This is a genomic window from Enterococcus sp. DIV1328a (assembly GCF_050536905.1).
GTDB lineage: Bacteria > Bacillota > Bacilli > Lactobacillales > Enterococcaceae > Enterococcus > Enterococcus faecalis.
Genome location: NZ_CP172912.1, coordinates 1,453,755 through 1,472,977, shown reverse-complemented (window position 1 = coordinate 1,472,977; position 19,223 = coordinate 1,453,755). Strand labels below are relative to the sequence as shown.

The 19,223-nt window shown below is 37.3% G+C and carries 19 protein-coding genes; 18 read left to right on the top strand and 1 reads right to left on the bottom strand.

All coding sequences use genetic code 11. The features are described 5' to 3' along the window. The first annotated feature begins 62 nt into the window (after positions 1-62). The 16 genes from IGL93_RS07125 (at position 63) to IGL93_RS07050 (ending at position 16,193) form a co-directional block, all read left to right on the top strand. Complete coding sequence (locus IGL93_RS07125; protein WP_033789315.1) at positions 63-1,379, top strand: DEAD/DEAH box helicase; 1,317 nt, start codon at positions 63-65, stop codon at positions 1,377-1,379. Next, on the top strand, positions 1,369-2,055 hold the full coding sequence (locus IGL93_RS07120; protein WP_010775885.1) for a ComF family protein: 687 nt from the start codon (positions 1,369-1,371) through the stop codon (positions 2,053-2,055). The genes IGL93_RS07125 and IGL93_RS07120 overlap by 11 nt, the downstream gene beginning before the upstream one ends. Before the next feature lie 138 nt (positions 2,056-2,193). Continuing rightward, positions 2,194-2,745, top strand: coding sequence for a ribosome hibernation-promoting factor, HPF/YfiA family (hpf, locus tag IGL93_RS07115; RefSeq protein WP_002357293.1), 552 nt, complete (start codon positions 2,194-2,196; stop codon positions 2,743-2,745). A 255-nt stretch (positions 2,746-3,000) separates the two neighbouring features. Further along, complete coding sequence (gene secA / locus IGL93_RS07110; protein ID WP_002381826.1) at positions 3,001-5,538, top strand: preprotein translocase subunit SecA; 2,538 nt, start codon at positions 3,001-3,003, stop codon at positions 5,536-5,538. Positions 5,539-5,614: 76 nt separating this feature from the next. Next, a protein-coding gene (gene prfB / locus IGL93_RS07105; RefSeq protein ID WP_100068981.1) for a peptide chain release factor 2 occupies positions 5,615-6,716 on the top strand; the annotation gives its coding sequence in 2 pieces (ribosomal slippage) (positions 5,615-5,686 and positions 5,688-6,716; 1,101 coding nt in all). A 105-nt stretch (positions 6,717-6,821) separates the two neighbouring features. Then, positions 6,822-7,508 (top strand): cell division ATP-binding protein FtsE, encoded by a 687-nt coding sequence (gene ftsE / locus IGL93_RS07100; RefSeq protein ID WP_002361935.1) that lies wholly within the window; start codon positions 6,822-6,824, stop codon positions 7,506-7,508. Then, the gene (gene ftsX, locus IGL93_RS07095; RefSeq protein WP_002360154.1) at positions 7,501-8,385 is read left to right on the top strand and encodes a permease-like cell division protein FtsX; all 885 of its coding nucleotides are present in this window, start codon (positions 7,501-7,503) and stop codon (positions 8,383-8,385) included. Before ftsE ends, ftsX begins: the two co-directional genes overlap by 8 nt. A 175-nt stretch (positions 8,386-8,560) precedes the next feature. Then, complete coding sequence (locus IGL93_RS07090; protein ID WP_002357298.1) at positions 8,561-9,415, top strand: phosphate ABC transporter substrate-binding protein PstS; 855 nt, start codon at positions 8,561-8,563, stop codon at positions 9,413-9,415. Between the two features lie 122 nt (positions 9,416-9,537). Continuing rightward, positions 9,538-10,458: a phosphate ABC transporter permease subunit PstC gene (gene pstC / locus IGL93_RS07085; RefSeq protein WP_002357299.1), complete on the top strand. Its 921-nt coding sequence runs from the start codon at positions 9,538-9,540 to the stop codon at positions 10,456-10,458. Then, entirely contained in the window at positions 10,458-11,342 is an 885-nt protein-coding gene (gene pstA / locus IGL93_RS07080) for a phosphate ABC transporter permease PstA (protein ID WP_002357300.1), read from the top strand. Before pstC ends, pstA begins: the two co-directional genes overlap by 1 nt. A 16-nt stretch (positions 11,343-11,358) precedes the next feature. Beyond that, a complete protein-coding gene (gene pstB / locus IGL93_RS07075; RefSeq protein ID WP_002357302.1) occupies positions 11,359-12,168 on the top strand; it encodes a phosphate ABC transporter ATP-binding protein PstB in 810 nt (269 codons plus the stop codon). A gap of 10 nt (positions 12,169-12,178) precedes the next feature. Beyond that, a complete protein-coding gene (gene pstB / locus IGL93_RS07070; protein ID WP_002357303.1) occupies positions 12,179-12,937 on the top strand; it encodes a phosphate ABC transporter ATP-binding protein PstB in 759 nt (252 codons plus the stop codon). A gap of 14 nt (positions 12,938-12,951) precedes the next feature. Then, a complete protein-coding gene (gene phoU, locus IGL93_RS07065) occupies positions 12,952-13,629 on the top strand; it encodes a phosphate signaling complex protein PhoU (RefSeq protein ID WP_002357304.1) in 678 nt (225 codons plus the stop codon). A 208-nt stretch (positions 13,630-13,837) separates the two neighbouring features. Next, the gene (liaX, locus tag IGL93_RS07060; RefSeq protein ID WP_002360155.1) at positions 13,838-15,439 is read left to right on the top strand and encodes a daptomycin-sensing surface protein LiaX; all 1,602 of its coding nucleotides are present in this window, start codon (positions 13,838-13,840) and stop codon (positions 15,437-15,439) included. Positions 15,440-15,513: 74 nt separating this feature from the next. After that, entirely contained in the window at positions 15,514-15,837 is a 324-nt protein-coding gene (locus tag IGL93_RS07055) for a PspC domain-containing protein (protein ID WP_002357306.1), read from the top strand. After that, the gene (locus IGL93_RS07050; RefSeq protein ID WP_002357307.1) at positions 15,837-16,193 is read left to right on the top strand and encodes a phage holin family protein; all 357 of its coding nucleotides are present in this window, start codon (positions 15,837-15,839) and stop codon (positions 16,191-16,193) included. Before IGL93_RS07055 ends, IGL93_RS07050 begins: the two co-directional genes overlap by 1 nt. A 34-nt stretch (positions 16,194-16,227) precedes the next feature. On the opposite strand, the gene IGL93_RS07045 is transcribed toward IGL93_RS07050, so the two are convergent. After that, positions 16,228-17,190: a GIY-YIG nuclease family protein gene (locus IGL93_RS07045; RefSeq protein WP_002374708.1), complete on the bottom strand. Its 963-nt coding sequence runs from the start codon at positions 17,188-17,190 to the stop codon at positions 16,228-16,230. A gap of 209 nt (positions 17,191-17,399) precedes the next feature. On the opposite strand from IGL93_RS07045, the gene hprK reads away from it, so the two are divergent. Together hprK and lgt are read left to right on the top strand one after the other, a co-directional pair. Beyond that, entirely contained in the window at positions 17,400-18,335 is a 936-nt protein-coding gene (hprK, locus tag IGL93_RS07040; RefSeq protein ID WP_002357309.1) for an HPr(Ser) kinase/phosphatase, read from the top strand. A 17-nt stretch (positions 18,336-18,352) separates the two neighbouring features. After that, positions 18,353-19,186 carry a prolipoprotein diacylglyceryl transferase gene (gene lgt / locus IGL93_RS07035; protein ID WP_016618333.1) on the top strand — a complete coding sequence of 278 codons (834 nt, stop codon included), beginning with the start codon at positions 18,353-18,355 and terminating at the stop codon, positions 19,184-19,186. Positions 19,187-19,223 lie beyond the last annotated feature (37 nt).

The window sequence follows — 19,223 nt, the reverse complement described above, 5'->3', positions numbered from 1 at the left end:
GGAGATCTCCTTTTTCGCAAAAAAGCTAGAGAAATGCGTATTTTATAATTGAGGTGGTTAACATGGAAGATTTGCATGGACGTAAAATAATTATTGAAGAAACAGAACCTTCAATACAGACAAAACTGGTTTATTTACCAACAATGTTAGAGCGTTCACCCCTAACAATTCAATGTCAGCGGTGCGGGGAAGTCGTATCCAAAAAAGAAAACAGACTGGCGACAAATGTATACTACTGTCATGCGTGCATTCAATTAGGCCGTGTGACTTCTTGTCAAAAATTTTGTCATTTACCAGAAAGGCCCAATAGCCCAAGAACTGTCTTTTTTGAGTGGTCTGGACAATTAACAAAGGGACAGCAAGCGATCTCGGTTGAACTTTGTGAGACAGCAAAAGCAAGAGAGAATCGCTTAGTGTGGGCAGTTACAGGTGCAGGTAAAACAGAAATGTTATTTGCTGTTTTGCACCAAACCTTACAAGAAGGGGGACGAATTGCGCTGGCTTCGCCGCGTGTCGATGTTTGCTTAGAACTGTTTCCCAGAATCCAAGCGGTTTTTCCTCACGAAGCAATTGCTTTACTTCATGGAAACAGTCAAGAAGCGTATCGTTATACGAAACTAGTGATTTGCACCACCCATCAATTATTGAAATTCCATCAAGCGTTTGATTTACTTATCGTTGATGAAGTCGACTCTTTTCCTTTTGTTAATAACGAGCATCTTTATTATGGAGTGCGTAACGCACGAAAAAAAAGAAGTAGTTTGGTGTACTTAACAGCAACCCCTACGAAAGAATTACGGAAGCTTTTACAGCAAAAGAAGTTAGCGGCCAGTATTTTGCCAGCAAGATATCATCGTAGGCCATTACCTGTGCCACGCCGATTTTGGGTTCAGTCGTGGCAACGTATTTCTACCAAAAATATTAAAATCATTGCACATCATTTGAAACGTTTATTGGTGCGTAATTCAGTTTTATTATTTTGCCCAAGCATTCCATTAATTCACCAATTGCATGCATTAATAGCTGAGCGATTTTCCGACAAAGAAGTTGTCGCCGTTTATGGTAGTGATGAACTTCGCCTGGAAAAAGTTCAAGCAATGCGTCAGCAGAAAACGGATATTTTGATCACTACAACCATTTTAGAACGTGGTGTGACTTTTGATGCAGTCTCAGTTATTGTTTATGGTGCCAATCATCGAGTCTTCACTTCTTCAACACTTGTCCAAATTGCGGGCCGAGTCGATCGAAGACAAGAATTCAATTACGGCGAAGTTTTATTTTTACATGATGGGGAAACAAGAGACATGAAAGAGGCAATTCGGCAAATAAAGCAAATGAATCGCTTGGCTAGCAAACGAGGGATGTTAGATGGATTGTAAAAATTGCGCAAGCCCCATTCGTTTGGAGATAACATTAAAAATGCTCTTACGTTTTAAAAAATGGGCGAGGCCTTCACTTTGCCAGCACTGCCAAGCAAAGTTCCAGAAACTGCCAATGACAGGGACTTGTTTTGGCTGTAGCCGAGTCAGCCAAGAGCATTATTGTTTTGATTGTCAAAGGTGGCAGCTGCTTTATCCAGAGTATTCTTTTCATAATACAGCGTTGTTTCATTATGATGAAGGAATGCAAGAGTGGATGGAGCGCTATAAATTTCAAGGAGACTATCGCTTAAGAACGTGTTTTAATGAGGAAATCAACTTTTACTTTCGGCAACAATCTGTGGACTATATTATTCCGGTGCCCTTATCCGAAAAGCGAATGCAAGAACGAGGCTTCAACCAAGTAATTGGCTTACTAGAAGCGGCTGATGTTCCGTACAGCCCTTTTTTAATTAGAAAAGAGGAAAATGTTCCGCAATCTAAGAAAACTAGAAAGGAAAGGATGCAGTTGCAACAACCATTTGCCATCCAAAAAGAAAACCAAAAAAAATTAAAAAATTGTTCTATTATTTTGGTGGATGACATCTATACCACTGGACGAACTCTTTTCCACGCAGCTGCTGTTATCAATAACTGTTATCCTAAAAGTTTGAATACGTTTACTCTCGCGCGGTAAAAAGAAAAGAATTCATAAATTTGATGACTATTTTGTTGGCAAAACCCAGATTATTCGATATAATGAAATTAAGAAGAAGGGAATTAAAGAGTGGTCCTTTAATCTTTTCTTTACTGGTAGATGAAAGGGGTAATTGTTATGTTTAGATATAATGTACGTGGAGAAAATATCGAGGTAACCGAAGCGATTCGAGACTATGTTGAGAAAAAAGTCGGTAAATTAGAAAGATATTTCAGCGATTCACCTGAAGCAACGGTTCACGTGAATTTGAAAGTGTACACTGAAAAAACAGCCAAAGTCGAGGTTACTATTCCTCTTCCTTATCTAGTTTTACGAGCTGAAGAAACGTCACCTGATTTATACGCAAGTATTGATTTGGTTGTCGATAAATTAGAACGACAAATTCGTAAATTTAAAACAAAAATCAACAGAAAATCTCGTGAAACAGGACGTAACAATACAAAAGCCGCTGTCTTCTTAGTTGGTGAAGAAACAGAAGAAACACCTTCAGAATTAGACATCGTTCGTACAAAACGTCTATCATTAAAACCGATGGACAGTGAAGAAGCTGTTTTACAAATGAACATGTTAGGACACAACTTCTTCATTTTTGAAGATGCTGAAACAAATGGAACAAGCATTGTTTACCGTCGTAAAGATGGCAAATATGGCTTGATTGAAACAGACTAAAGCTTAAAATAAGAGCTGAAATGCCTTCGTGCATTTCAGCTCTTTAAACATCTTTAAAGCACGGAGTAAAGAAAAAATAAAGAAATACATAAAATAACTTTAAAAGTTCCTCTTTTAAAGGAAAATGTCTGTAAAATAGAGAGAAATGGTTTTCTTTCTCGTCAAGTAATGATAAAATAAAACGGATAGATTGTGCTTCTTGTACAAAAAGGATACAAAAATAAAAAGAGGTAATTGAAAGGAACACAGATACCAATGGCAAATTTTTTGAAAAAAATGATCGAAAACGATAAAAAAGAATTAAGACGATTAGAAAAAATCGCCGATAAAATTGATGCACATGCAAGTGCAATGGAACAACTAAGCGATGAACAATTACGTGAAAAAACAGATGAATTTAAAGCCCGTTATCAAAAAGGGGAAACCTTAGACGAACTATTACCAGAAGCGTTTGCGGTTGTCCGTGAAGCTGCTAAACGTGTACTAGGTTTATTCCCATACCGTGTCCAATTAATGGGTGGGATTGTGCTTCATGACGGGAACATTCCTGAAATGAGAACAGGTGAAGGGAAAACCTTGACTGCCACAATGCCTGTATACTTGAATGCACTATCTGGCGAAGGAGTACACGTTGTTACAGTTAATGAATACTTAGCAACCCGTGACTCTAACGAAATGGGAGAATTATATAATTTCTTAGGCTTAAGCGTTGGCTTAAACATTAACTCTAAATCTTCTGATGAAAAACGTGAAGCGTATAACTGTGATATCACTTATAGTACAAATAACGAATTAGGATTTGACTATTTGCGTGATAACATGGTTGTTTATCGCAGCCAAATGGTTCAACGTCCATTAAACTATGCAATTGTCGATGAAGTGGATTCAATCTTAATTGATGAAGCAAGAACCCCATTAATTATTTCTGGACAAGCTGAAAAATCGACAGCACTCTATACGCGTGCCGATAATTTTGTCAAACGCTTAAAAGAAGACGAAGATTACAAAATTGATATTCAGTCTAAAACAATTGGTTTAACAGAAGCAGGGATTGAAAAAGCTGAACAAACTTTCGGATTGGATAACCTGTACGATATTGAAAATACAGCATTAACGCACCATTTAGATCAAGCGTTACGGGCAAACTATATCATGTTACTAGACATTGATTACGTGGTTCAAGACAATAAAGTCTTAATTGTTGACCAATTTACTGGTCGTATCATGGATGGTCGTCGTTATTCTGATGGCTTGCATCAAGCGATTGAAGCAAAAGAAGGCGTCGAAATTGAAGATGAAACAAAAACAATGGCGACGATTACGTTCCAAAACTACTTCCGGATGTACAAAAAACTAGCCGGGATGACTGGTACTGCTAAAACAGAAGAAGAAGAATTCCGTGAAATTTACAATATTCAAGTCATTCAAATTCCAACCAATCGTCCAATTATCCGTGACGATCGTCCAGATTTACTTTATCCAACCTTAGAAAGTAAATTTAATGCAGTGGTGGAAGATATTAAAGAACGTTACCACAAAGGACAACCAGTGTTGGTGGGGACTGTTGCGGTAGAAACGTCAGAATTACTTTCTGATAAATTAAACGCAGCTAAAATTCCTCATGAAGTATTAAATGCGAAAAATCACTTTAAAGAAGCCGAAATCATTATGAACGCCGGTCAAAAAGGCGCAGTTACGATTGCAACAAATATGGCTGGTCGTGGAACGGATATTAAACTTGGTTTAGGTGTACTTGAACTAGGTGGTCTAGCAGTTATCGGGACAGAACGTCATGAGTCACGTCGTATTGATAATCAGTTGCGTGGACGTGCAGGACGTCAAGGGGATCCAGGGGTTTCACAATTTTATTTATCTTTAGAAGATGACTTAATGAAACGCTTTGGTTCAGAACGAATTAAAACATTCTTAGAACGAATGAATGTGCAAGAAGAAGATGCAGTTATTCAAAGTAAAATGTTTACTCGCCAAGTAGAATCTGCTCAAAAACGTGTGGAAGGAAATAACTATGACACACGTAAAAATGTCTTACAATACGATGACGTGATGCGCGAGCAACGTGAAGTTATTTATGCGCAACGACAAGAAGTAATTATGGAAGAAAATGACTTGTCTGATGTATTGATGGGCATGGTAAAACGGACGATTGGCCGAGTGGTGGATAGCCATACACAATTAGAAAAAGAAGAATGGAATTTAGATGGGATTGTCGATTTTGCAGCCTCAACACTTGTCCATGAAGATACGATTTCTAAAAAAGATTTAGAAAATAAATCAGCTGAAGAAATCAAAGACTACTTAGTGGCACGTGCGCAAGAAGTATTTGAAGAAAAATCTCAACAATTGAATGGTCAAGAACAACTGCTAGAATTTGAAAAAGTTGTCATCTTGCGTGTCGTCGATACTAAATGGACAGATCACATTGATGCAATGGATCAATTACGCCAATCTGTCGGCTTACGTGCGTACGGTCAAAACAACCCATTAGTAGAATATCAAACAGAAGGTTATTCTATGTATAACAATATGGTGGGTTCAATCGAATATGAAGTAACACGTTTATTCATGAAATCGGAAATTCGCCAAAATGTCCAACGTGAGCAAGTAGCTCAAGGACAAGCGGAACATCCAGAAACAGAACAAGATGCAGCTGCACAAAGCAACACAAGTGCGAAGCGTCAACCTGTGCGTGTAGATAAAAAAGTGGGCCGTAATGATTTATGCCCATGCGGAAGTGGCAAAAAATTCAAAAATTGTCATGGAAGAAACGCTTAATTAAAGAAAAAACGCAGGGTGGGGCAATTTGTCCCGCCTTTGCTCTTTTTACAATAAAGAGAAAGAAGGAATCATTTTGGAAAACCCAGAAATTCGTACATTATTAGACGAAATGACACAAAAAATTACTAGCTTCAGGAGGTCTCTTTGACTTAGACCAGTTAGAAGAAGACATTGCCGAGGCGGAAAATCGGATGGGAGAACCTGGTTTTTGGGACAACACAGAAACGGCTCAAAAGCTAATTAACGAAACCAATAGTTTGAAAGAAAAATATCAACAATTTCATCAGCTCTCTGAGGAACTTGACGAATTAACGGTGATGTTTGAATTACAACAAGAAGAATATGATACAGAGATTCAAGAAGAATTGGAAGAAAGAATTCATCTCTTGCAAGAACGTTTAACAACGTATGAGCTATCCTTACTACTAAATGAGCCATATGATCATAATAATGCCCTAATTGAATTACACCCTGGTGCCGGTGGTACTGAGTCACAAGACTGGGGAAGTATGCTTTTACGAATGTATACACGTTGGGCAGAAAGTCACGGTTTCCAAGTTGAAACGTTGGATTACCAAGCTGGAGATGAAGCAGGGATTAAAAGTGTCACCTTATTAATCAAAGGTTACAATGCTTATGGTTACCTAAAATCTGAAAAAGGTGTCCATCGTCTTGTGCGGATTTCGCCCTTTGATTCCGCTAAACGCCGTCATACTTCGTTTTGTTCAGTTGATGTAATGCCTGAATTAGACGATACAATAGAGATTGCAATCAATCCAGATGACTTAAAAATTGATACCTATCGAGCAAGTGGTGCCGGTGGTCAGCATATTAATAAAACAGAATCGGCTGTTCGAATCACACATATTCCAACAGGTACCGTTGTCGCAAGCCAAGCACAACGTTCTCAATTAAAAAACCGTGAGCAAGCAATGAGTATGTTAAAAGCCAAATTATATCAATTGGAAATGGAAAAGAAAGCCCAAGAAGCAGCAAGTTTACGTGGTGAACAAATGGAAATTGGCTGGGGCTCACAAATCCGTTCTTACGTGTTCCATCCGTATTCAATGGTCAAAGACCATCGGACAAATTACGAAACCGGCAATGTACAAGCTGTGATGGATGGGGACCTTGATGGTTTCATTGATGCCTACTTAAAACAGCGCTTAAGTTAAGCTCTTCATTAAATTGAAATAAAAATGTAACTTAATGCAAGAAGTTTGCAATATTGACATGTTATAATGAGTAGGATTGAAGAAAAAAGAGATGGAGAGAACGCCATGATTGAAATGAAAGATGTAATGAAGAAATATTCGAATGGTACAACAGCGATTCGAAATATTTCAGTAGAGATTGACCAAGGCGAGTTCGTCTATGTGGTTGGTCCCTCAGGTGCAGGGAAATCAACCTTTATTAGATTAATGTATCGTGAAGAAAAAGCAACAAAAGGTAATTTGACAGTTGCAGGTCATGATTTAATGAAAATAAAAAATAAAGAAGTTCCTTATTTACGTCGTGAAATCGGCATCGTTTTCCAAGACTATAAACTATTACCAAAGAAAACTGTGTATGAGAACGTGGCCTATGCGATGCAAGTTATCGGACGACGTCCTCGCGAAATCAAAAAACGCGTGATGGAAGTTTTAGATTTAGTCGGTCTAAAACATAAGGTACGTGTTTTTCCAAGCGAACTTTCTGGTGGGGAACAGCAACGGGTATCCATTGCACGAGCAATCGTAAATACACCGAAAGTTTTAATTGCCGATGAACCAACTGGGAACTTAGATCCAGAGAATTCATGGGAAATCATGAAATTGTTGGACCGGATTAACGCACAAGGAACAACAGTCGTGATGGCAACGCATAATAGTACAATTGTAAATACGATTCGTCACCGTGTTATTGCCATTGAAAATGGTCGCATTATCCGTGACCAAGTGGAAGGAGAATACGGTTACGATGATTAGAACATTCTTTTCTCATTTATTTGAAAGTATCAAAAGTTTAAAACGGAACGGTTGGATGACTGTTGCCTCAGCAAGTGCGGTTACAATTACATTAGTTTTAGTTGGTATTTTTATGGGCGTTATTTTTAATGCAACGAAACTTGCTGATGATGTCGAAAAAAACGTGACAGTGTCTGTTTTTGTCGATATTGGTACAAAACAAAATGAAATGAAAACATTAGAAAAACAACTTAAAGGATTAGACAATGTTGAAGATATTTCTTATTCAAACAAAGATCAACAATTGAAAAAAATCCAAGAACAAATGGGGGATGCCTGGAATCTTTTCGAAGGCGATAGTAACCCATTATACGATGTGTATTATGTCCGTGCGAAAACACCAGAAGACACGAAAGATATTGCGAAACAAGCAGCTAAATTCCCAAGTGTTTTTAAAGCCGATTACGGTGGTGTAAACTCAGACAAAATCTTTAAAATCGCTCAAACCGTTCGAACTTGGGGCTTAGCAGCTGCTGCATTACTTTTATTCGTTGCAGTGTTCTTAATTTCCAACACCATTCGGATTACGATTTTATCTCGTCAAAAAGAAATCCAAATTATGCGTCTTGTAGGAGCGAAAAACAGTTTCATTCGTTGGCCGTTCTTCTTAGAAGGTGCTTGGATTGGGTTGATTGGCGCAATCGTGCCAGTCATCATTATGACGTTAGGCTACCATCAAGTTTATAACATGTTTAACCCGCAGTTATTGCGTTCGAATTATTCATTAATTCGTCCAGAAGATTTTATCTGGAAAGTCAATCTATTAATGATTGCAACAGGAATGATTATTGGATCACTAGGTTCAGTTATTTCAATGCGTCGTTTCTTGAAAATTTAAACGAAAAAAAGCTCTCCATTTTGGAGAGTTTTTTTTGTTTTAGTTTTAAAATACTTGTTATTTAATTTAAGAGTTTTCTCAGTTGTACCAACAAATTGATAACTTATAATTTTCAAGTCCTACATATAATGGTAAAATAGAATAGATTGAAATTAATTGGAGGAATAATGAATCGATGAAAAAAAGATTGCTATTATTTATTGGTTTGGCAAGTATACTTACTTTAACAGGATGTGCAAAATGGATTGATCGTGGTGAATCCATCACAGCGGTAGGCTCATCAGCTTTACAACCATTAGTAGAGACAGCGAGTGAGGAATATCAAAGCCAAAATCCGGGAAGATTTATTAATGTCCAAGGTGGCGGAAGCGGAACAGGTCTGAGTCAAGTCCAATCTGGCGCGGTAGACATTGGTAATTCTGATTTATTTGCAGAAGAGAAAAAGGGCATCAAAGCGGAAGATTTAATTGATCATAAAGTTGCTGTTGTTGGGATTACACCAATCGTTAACAAAAATGTCGGTGTCAAAGATATCTCAATGGAAAATTTAAAGAAAATCTTTTTAGGTGAAGTAACAAACTGGAAAGAACTTGGCGGGAAAGACCAAAAAATTGTTATTTTGAACAGAGCGGCCGGTAGTGGTACGCGCGCTACTTTTGAAAAGTGGGTCTTGGGAGATAAAACAGCCATTCGTGCGCAAGAACAAGATTCCAGCGGCATGGTTCGTTCCATTGTTTCTGATACACCAGGAGCGATTAGTTATACTGCATTTTCATATGTTACTGATGAAGTAGCTACGTTAAGTATTGATGGTGTTCAGCCAACAGATGAAAATGTAATGAACAATAAATGGATTATTTGGTCTTATGAACACATGTACACTCGTAAAAATCCAAGTGATTTAACCAAAGAGTTTTTAGACTTTATGTTGTCAGATGATATCCAAGAACGTGTGATTGGTCAATTAGGGTATATTCCTGTTTCGAAAATGGAAATTGAACGGGATTGGCAAGGAAATGTCATTAAATAATTCTCTTAACACAAAATTTACAAAATTAACATAAAATTTACATGTTATTAAAAACAAATTGATGTAAAAAAGGTACACTATTTTTATCTGTAAAAGTTGGATTGTTTGAGGAGGAAATATTCTTGGAAGATGTACAGAAAAAATTATTAACAAAATCGAAAAGAGCCAAGATGGAGCAACGAGGGAAATTTATTAGTTTCCTATGTATTGCCTTAATTGTAGCAGTGGTTGTTTCAATTTTCTATTTTGTTGCAAGTAAAGGACTTGCTACATTCTTTAAAGATAAGATTAATGTGTTTGATTTCTTATTTGGAACAAACTGGAACCCAAGTGATATCGGCGCAGACGGTAAACCCATGGTTGGGGCTTTACCAATGATTGCGGGTTCCTTTATTGTAACGTTTTTGTCAGCGATTGTTGCGACGCCATTTGCGATTGGAGCGGCTGTTTTTATGACAGAAATTTCACCTAAAAAAGGAGCGAAATTTTTACAACCAGTTATTGAATTACTTGTAGGGATTCCCTCTGTTGTTTATGGATTTATTGGTTTATCTGTCATTGTTCCTTTTGTCCGTTCAATCTTTGGCGGAACTGGCTTCGGTATTTTAGCTGGTACGTTTGTGCTATTTGTTATGATTTTACCAACGGTTACTACGATGACCGTAGATGCATTAAAAGCTGTGCCTCGACATTATCGTGAAGCGTCGTTGGCGCTTGGTGCTACGCGTTGGCAAACGATTTATAAAGTTGTCTTGCGGGCAGCTGTGCCTGGTATTTTAACTGCGGTTGTCTTTGGTATGGCTCGTGCGTTTGGTGAAGCCTTAGCAATCCAAATGGTAATCGGAAATGCAGCTGTGATGCCAACTAGTTTGACAACACCAGCTTCGACACTAACAAGTATTTTGACAATGGGGATTGGGAATACAATTATGGGAACAGTTGAAAACAACGTTCTTTGGTCTTTAGCTTTGATTCTATTGTTGATGTCTTTACTATTCAACATTGTTATCCGAATTATCGGTAAGAGAGGAGCCTTAAAATAATGAATGCAAAAAAAGCAGATAAAATCGCAACAGGTATCTTATATGCCGTATCTGGCGTCATTGTTTTAATTTTGGCGGCCTTACTGATTTACATTTTAGCTAGAGGAATTCCTCATATTTCGTGGGAATTTTTAACACAACCATCCAGAGCCTATCAAGTTGGTGGCGGGATTGGTATTCAGCTTTTTAACTCACTATATTTACTATTGATTACAATGATTATTAGTATTCCAATTTCATTGGGTGCTGGAATTTACTTATCGGAATATGCGAAAAAGAATTGGTTAACTGATTTAATTCGTACCTCGATTGAAATTTTAAGTTCATTGCCTTCCGTTGTTGTCGGGCTGTTCGGCTTCTTGATTTTCGTTGTACAAATCGGATATGGCTTTTCAATCTTATCAGGTGCGTTAGCATTAACATTTTTTAACTTACCATTATTGACTAGAAATGTTGAGGAATCTTTGAAAGCCATTCATTATACACAGCGTGAAGCGGGGTTAGCCTTAGGTCTTTCACGTTGGGAAACAGTTAAAAAAGTTATTTTGCCAGAAGCGTTACCAGGAATTTTGACAGGTGTTATTTTGAGTTCTGGTCGGATTTTCGGTGAAGCCGCTGCGCTAATTTATACAGCAGGACAAAGCGCACCTGCCTTAGATTTCAGTAATTGGAATCCATTGAGCGTTTCAAGTCCAATTAGTATTTTCCGTCAAGCGGAAACGTTGGCTGTGCATATTTGGAAAATTAATACCGAAGGAACGATGCCAGATGGCGCTGCGGTCTCAGCAGGTGCCTCCGCTGTGTTAATTTTAGTAGTTTTACTTTTCAATTTCGGCGCTCGCTTTATCGGCAACCGTCTTTATAAGAGAATGACATCAGCTTAATGTTAGGGGAATTAGCATGAAAGAATACAATTTAAATGATACCCATTTACTTCAACTAGATAGCCAAAAAGACCCGATTGCGTTACACACGGAAGACTTACATGTCTTTTACGGGGACAATGAGGCTATCAAAGGTGTTGATTTGCAATTTGAAAAGAACAAAATAACCGCCTTAATTGGACCTTCTGGTTGCGGTAAATCCACGTATTTACGTTCGCTAAATCGTATGAACGATGGCATTGCCAATTCACGTGTTACTGGAAAAATCATGTATAAAGATGTCGATGTCAATACGAAAGAAGTTGACGTCTACGAAATGAGAAAACGCATTGGCATGGTTTTTCAGCGGCCCAATCCATTTAGTAAATCTATCTATGAAAATATCACATTCGCATTGAAACAGCATGGTGAAAAGGATAAGAAAAAATTAGATGAAATCGTTGAAACAAGTTTGAAGCAAGCCGCACTTTGGGATCAAGTGAAAGATAACTTAAACAAAAGCGCCTTAGCTCTGTCTGGTGGGCAACAACAACGTTTGTGTATCGCTCGGGCAATTGCGATGAAACCAGATATTTTATTGTTAGATGAACCGGCAAGCGCGTTAGATCCGATTTCAACAGGAACGGTTGAAGAAACGTTAGTGAATTTAAAAGATGATTACACGATCATCATTGTGACACATAACATGCAACAAGCGGCGCGGATTAGTGACTATACAGCTTTCTTCTATATGGGTAAAGTCATTGAATACGACCATACAAGAAAAATCTTTACACGACCAAAAATTCAAGCAACGGAAGACTACGTTTCAGGACATTTTGGTTAGGAGGAGCAAGATGGGCAAAGAAATTATTTCATCAAAAGATTTACATTTATATTACGGGAAAAAAGAAGCATTGAAAGGCATTGATTTAACTTTTAATCAAGGAGAATTAACTGCCATGATTGGTCCTTCTGGTTGCGGGAAGTCAACGTATTTACGTTGCTTGAATCGTATGAATGATTTAATCCCAGACGTAACTATTACTGGAAGTGTTGTCTATAAAGGAAAAGATATTTATGGACCGAAAACAGATAACGTTGAATTACGTAAAGAAATTGGCATGGTTTTCCAACAACCTAATCCATTTCCATTTTCAGTTTATGAAAATGTGATTTATGGCTTGCGCCTAAAAGGAGTCAAAGACAAGCAAGTCTTAGATGAAGCAGTTGAAACCAGTTTGAAAGCTGCTGCCGTTTGGGAGGATGTCAAAGATAAACTTCACAAAAGTGCACTTTCACTTTCTGGTGGACAACAACAGCGGGTTTGTATCGCTCGTGTTTTAGCTGTGGAACCGGATATTATTTTATTAGATGAACCAACTAGCGCCTTGGACCCAGTTTCTAGTGGTAAAATTGAAAACATGCTGTTAACATTAAAAGAGAAATATACCATGATTATGGTGACACATAATATGTCACAAGCATCACGGATCTCTGATAAAACGGCCTTCTTTTTACAAGGTGATTTAATTGAATTTAATGACACGAAAAAAGTATTTTTAAATCCAAAAGAAAAACAAACAGAAGATTACATTTCTGGTAAATTTGGTTAAAAGGGGGAAAAAGAATGTTACGGACACAATTTGAAGAAGAACTATTAAATCTGCACAATCAATTTTATGAAATGGGTATGATGGTTAGTAGTGCCGTCCATAAATCCGTGAAGGCATATATTAATCATGATAAAAAATTGGCTCAAGAAGTGATTGATCGCGATATTGAAATTAATGATATGGAAGTCAAACTTGAGAAAAAGAGTTTTGAAATGATTGCGTTACAACAACCAGTGACAACAGACTTACGTATGATTATCACTGTTATGAAAGCTAGTTCGGATTTAGAAAGAATGGCGGACCATGCCGTTTCAATTGCTAAATCAACGATTCGCTTAAAAGGAGAAACACGTATTCCTGAAATCGAAAAAGAAATTTCAGATATGTCTGATTATGTGAAAAAAATGGTGGATAATGTTTTAATCGCCTATGTTAAAACGGATCAAAAAGATGCACGAATGATTGCACAAATGGATGATCGTACTAATGAATATTTCGATAGTATTTACAAACATGCCGTAGAAGCAATGAAAGCTAATCCAGAAACGGTCATTAGCGGAACTGATTATCTACATGTGGCACAATACTTGGAAAGAATTGGCGACTATGTCACAAATATTTGTGAGTGGATTGTTTACTTGGCAACTGGTAAAATTACCGAATTGAATAGTAATCGTGACGAACAATTTTAAGAAAAACAAATAAAAAAACTAGGAGACGGCCTTTTTTAGACCAATTCCTAGTTTTTTTAGCGTAAAATGAACTGATTTCATAAAACTAGTCCTTACTAATGAGAAGAAATCGTTCTTAAGTCCTATGACAAATGATCAAAAACAAGGCATAATAATGCATGTAAGGAAAACACTATTGAGTGAAAAATTTGCTAAGGAGGCAATATCCATGAAAGAAAGAGAACGCGTATTAGAATTAGTGAAAAAAGGTATTCTAACGTCAGAAGAAGCGTTAATTTTATTAGAAAATATGGCAACTGAAAAAGATGAAAAACAAATCGAAAAAGCTGCTGAAAAAGTTGATACACAAAATATTGGAACAACAAATAAAGAAGATCAAGTCGCAGATTTAATGGATGCATTAGAAAAAGGCGAATCAGAAGGACCTACTGTTGATTCGTTTGAAGAAAATACACAGGACAGTGCAGAAAAAGATCGTGAAAACTTAGAAAGAATTCTTGATGAGTTAGCAACAAAAGCCAATCGTGCTTCGGCTGAATTGGACGAAGTCAACGCAGAAATCGCCGGCATCAAAGAAGAAATTAAAGAAGTCGCAGAAGAAATTGGAACATTAGATACAAAAGAAGAATTAGATGCATTAACAGAAGATGAACAAGTTCAACGAAAAGACTTGCACGTTTTACTTGCACAATTAGAAGAAAAATTAGCGACTCAAAGTACTGAAAAAACAGCACTGGAAGAAGAACTAAAAAACATTCGTAAAGAACAATGGAAAGGTCAATGGAATGATACAAAAGAAAAAGTTTCTTCTCAATTCTCTGAAGAGTGGAAAGATCAAGCCACAGACACCTTTAACCAAGTCGGCGGCAAAGTTGCCGAAGTTGGCGGCCAAGTGGGAGAATTCTTGAAAAAAACATTTAATTCTTTCAGTGATACCATGAATGATAATGTGGAATGGAAAGACATTAAAATGAAAGTTCCTGGTGTGGCAACAACTAAGTTTGAACATGAGTTTAACTATCCAAATCCACAAGCAAGTTTAATTGATGTCAAGGTAGCAAATGGTACCGTGGTTTTCAAAACTTGGGATCAAGAAGATGTGAAAGTCGAAGCAAAAATCAAATTATATGGTAAAATGGCAGGAGATTCACCAATGGAAGCTTTCTTAGAACGAAGTGACATTGATGTGGATGATGAAACGATTTCTTTCCAAGTGCCAAACAAACGGGTGAAAGCAGATTTAACGTTCTATTTACCAAAACGCACTTACGATCATGTATCTGTTAAATTATTAAACGGAAATGTCTTAGTAGAAGAGTTAACAGCGAAAGATGTTTACACAAAATCAACGAATGGGACGATTACGTTTAAAAAAATTGATGCAACTATGTTAGAAATTGAAGGCGTGAATGGTGAAATTAAAGTCCTAGAAGGAACGATTTTAGATAACATTATTGAAACAGTCAATGGTGATGTGTCTATTTCCGCGGCACCAGAAAGTCTAAGTGTTTCTCTGATTAATGGAGATATCCGCATTACAGCTAAAGAAAAAACGCTTCGCCGTGTTGAAGCAAGCTCTGCAAATGGGAATATCAAATTGGCCTTGCCAAATGACTTAGGTGTTGAAGGGCAAGTGAAAACGAATTTAGGTAGTATTAACAGCCGTTTAACAGATATTGAAGTTGTTCGTGAAAAGAAAGATCGCGGCAATCAACAATTACATTTTAGACGTGTACTGGAAGAATCAATGGCTCAAATTAATGCTTCTACAACAACGGGAAGTATTTTCCTAAAAGATACGGATAAATAATTAACAATTTTAAGCTAGATGGGCTGACGAATCAGCCTTTCTAGTGTAAAATTTAGTAGACGAGGTGAAAACATATGAAAAGAAAACTAACAAAATCTCCGAATAACGTGGTTTTAACAGGAAGCTTAGCTGGGATTGCTGATTGGCTAGGAATTGACCCAACAATTATTCGTGTCGTTTATGTCTTGCTCAGCTTTTTCTCAGCAGGATTTCCAGGCATTCTCTTATACATTGCCTTAGCAGTCTTGATCCCTTCTGGAAGAACAGGAAGCGATCGCGGCTACGGCCATCAAAATCCTTATAATAGAAATGTTCGCAATGAAAATCCTTATGCTGCCAATAAAAAGCAACGTAAAGAAGCGGAAAAAATTGATGATGACGAATGGAGTGACTTTTAATGACATATTTTCAGCGATTGGTTGTTAATACACTGACATTCATTTCTTTATCAGTTGTTTTTCCTGGCATGATTCATGTGAGAGGCATAATGCCTGCAATTATTGCCGCCTTTGTTCTCTCAATCCTAAATATGTTGGTGAAACCAGTCTTAACAATCTTGTCGCTCCCATTTACTTTATTAACGTTTGGTCTATTTAGCTTTGTTGTCAATGCAGCGATTTTACAAATGACCTCGTTTTTTGTGGGGGAAATGAACTTTGGCTTCTCAAGTTTTTGGGCAGCGGTGCTAATGGCTGTAATTATGTCAATTGTCAATACGATCGTTACGGATCACAATTTATCTAAATATGAATAAAAAAGCCTGAAGAACGTAGCATAAAATGCGTTCTTCAGGCTTTTTCGATGGTTAAATTTTCTAGGTGACATTCTGGATGGCGGCTGATATAGCCATATAAAATGTTTAAAAAATCAACTTGTTGCTTCGAATAATGTTCGATTGTTTTCGGTGGTTTTTTGGGCATGATTTTTTTTGCTAGTTCAAGCGATGAATATTTTTGAAACGTTTGTTTAGTTACAACACGTGTTGCTACCACCAAGCCTTGGTAAATTAAATAGTATTTGATTTTTTTCTGACAAGGTAACCACATCAGTTGCCAATCTCGTTGGTTAGCTTGACTAATTCGTTGATTTTGGTTTGCAAAGCGCGTCAGAAAGAGCCAATCTTCTTTGAGTTTTGCCGCTTTTTCGAAGGCTTGTTTTTCAGCAGCTTCTTGCATTTGTTGAGCAATTCGTTTGATTGGTTCTCGTCCTTGATTATGGAAAAAGTCGAACAATTCTTGTTGAAATAGTTCGGTCGGAATGGCACTCTCTTTTTGAAAGGTTTGATGCCAATAGTTGGTTGGGACGAGATCGTAGATACTATCCAAAATTATTTTTAAACGGTTTAATTTTCGGCGAATCGAATAAGGACCAAAACAGTTCTCTTTAGTGGGAATATTTAAGAGTTTAATCTCTAATTGCCGCTCATTAACGGCTACCGATACATAAGAATATTGTTCATAAGCATTCATTTGGCGATTGTAGCGCGGCCGATACTGTTGAATCAGTTGACATTCTAGGAGGAGTGCATCCAATTCTGTGTCAGTATGGAGAACATCGAAGTCTATAATTTGTTTGACTAAACGCATCGTCTTTCGAGAATGTTGATGACTATTAATAAAATAGCTCGACACGCGATTTTTTAATTTTTTGGCTTTACCCACATAAATAATTGTGTCGGTTGCGTCTTTCATTAAATAAACACCCGGTGTTAACGGTAATTGATGGGCTTTTTCCTTTAAATATTCTTTCATAAGTTTCCTCTTTTCTTAAAAGGATCGGCTTCAAGTATACAAAGTTTTCTGAAATAGTCAAGTAACAGAAATAGCATAGGTAATTTCACTGAAAAATAGTTTCATTTTTTTGAAATATGATAATTCTAGGAATTATCTAGTGAATAGCTAGAAACTTGTATTTTTAAATGATAAAATATAACAAGTAGCAGAAAGGACTGACATTCGATATGACAGAAGTGGTAAAGATTTATCAACTGGTAGAAAATCTTTCTTTAGAAGTAGTATACGGAGATGAAGAAAGCTTAAATAGAACAATTAAAACTGGTGAAATTTCCCGGCCAGGTTTAGAATTAACTGGGTATTTTAATTATTATTCCCATGACCGTTTACAATTATTTGGGAGCAAAGAAATTACCTTTGCGGAACGAATGATGCCTGAAGAGCGTTTATTAGTGATGCGCCGTTTATGTGCGAAAGATACTCCAGCCTTTATAGTATCCAGAGGACTAGAAATCCCCGAAGAATTAATTACAGCAGCAAAAGAAAATGGGGTTTCTGTATTACGTTCACCGATTTCAACTTCCCGTTTACTAGGGGAACTATCCAGTTATTTAGATGGCCGTTTAGCTGTTCGGACAAGTGTCCATGGGGTTTTAGTTGATGTTTATGGACTTGGTGTTTTGATCCAAGGAGATAGCGGTATTGGTAAAAGTGAAACAGCTTTAGAGCTTATTAAACGTGGACATCGGCTAATCGCAGACGATCGTGTCGATGTTTATCAGCAAGATGAATTAACCGTGGTTGGAGAGCCACCAAAAATTTTGCAGCATTTAATTGAAATTCGTGGTATCGGAATTATTGACGTCATGAACCTGTTTGGAGCTAGTGCGGTCCGCGGCTTTATGCAAGTTCAATTGGTCGTTTATTTAGAGGCATGGGAAAAAGACAAGAAATATGATCGTCTTGGTAGTGATGATGCAATGGTTGAAATAGCTAACGTTGATGTCCCTCAGATTCGTATTCCTGTTAAGACCGGCCGAAATGTGGCCATTATTATTGAAGTGGCAGCAATGAACTTCCGCGCGAAAACAATGGGCTATGATGCAACAAAAACGTTCGAAGAGCGCTTAACCCGTTTGATTGAAGAAAATTCAGGAGAATAGAAGGAGAAGATGTGATGATGTTAGCTCAAGTAAATTCAATTGCATTTCGCCTTTTCGGTATTCCCGTCTATTGGTATGCAATTATTATTGTTTCAGGGATTGCTTTAGCTGTTTGGCTAAGTAGTCGTGAAGCCGTTCGTGTTGGTTTAAAAGAAGATGATGTCTTTGACTTTATGCTCTGGGGATTACCTGCAGCAATTGTTGGCGCGCGCTTGTATTACGTCGCTTTTCAATGGCAAGATTATGTAGACAATCCGATTGAAATTTTCTTTACTCGAAATGGTGGCTTAGCGATTTATGGTGGTCTTATTGGTGGGGGACTGGCGCTGTTTTTCTTTACGCGTCATCGTTTCATTTCTACATGGACTTTTTTAGATATTGCCGCACCAAGTGTGATTTTAGCGCAAGCAATTGGTCGCTGGGGCAACTTTATGAATCATGAAGCCTATGGGCCAGCGACCACCAGACAATTTTTAGAAAATCTTCATTTACCATCGTTTATCATTGATAACATGAATATCAACGGAACGTATCATCAACCAACATTTTTATATGAATCTGTCTGGAATGTTTTAGGCTTTATCGTTTTAGTGTTATTACGCAAAAAGCCACACTTTTTAAAAGAAGGCGAAGTCTTTTTAGGTTATATAATATGGTATTCTTTCGGCCGCTTCTTCATCGAAGGGTTACGGATGGACAGTTTGTATGCGTTTAGTAATATTCGTGTCTCACAATTGTTGTCTTTAGTGATGTTCGTGGCAGCAATTGTTATTGTGATCGTTCGTAGAAGAAATCCCAATTTGAAATTTTACAATCGGGAGAAACAAAAGAAAAAAATAACAACTTCTTAATCCAACTTGATCGAAGAATATGGTAAACTAGAGAAGC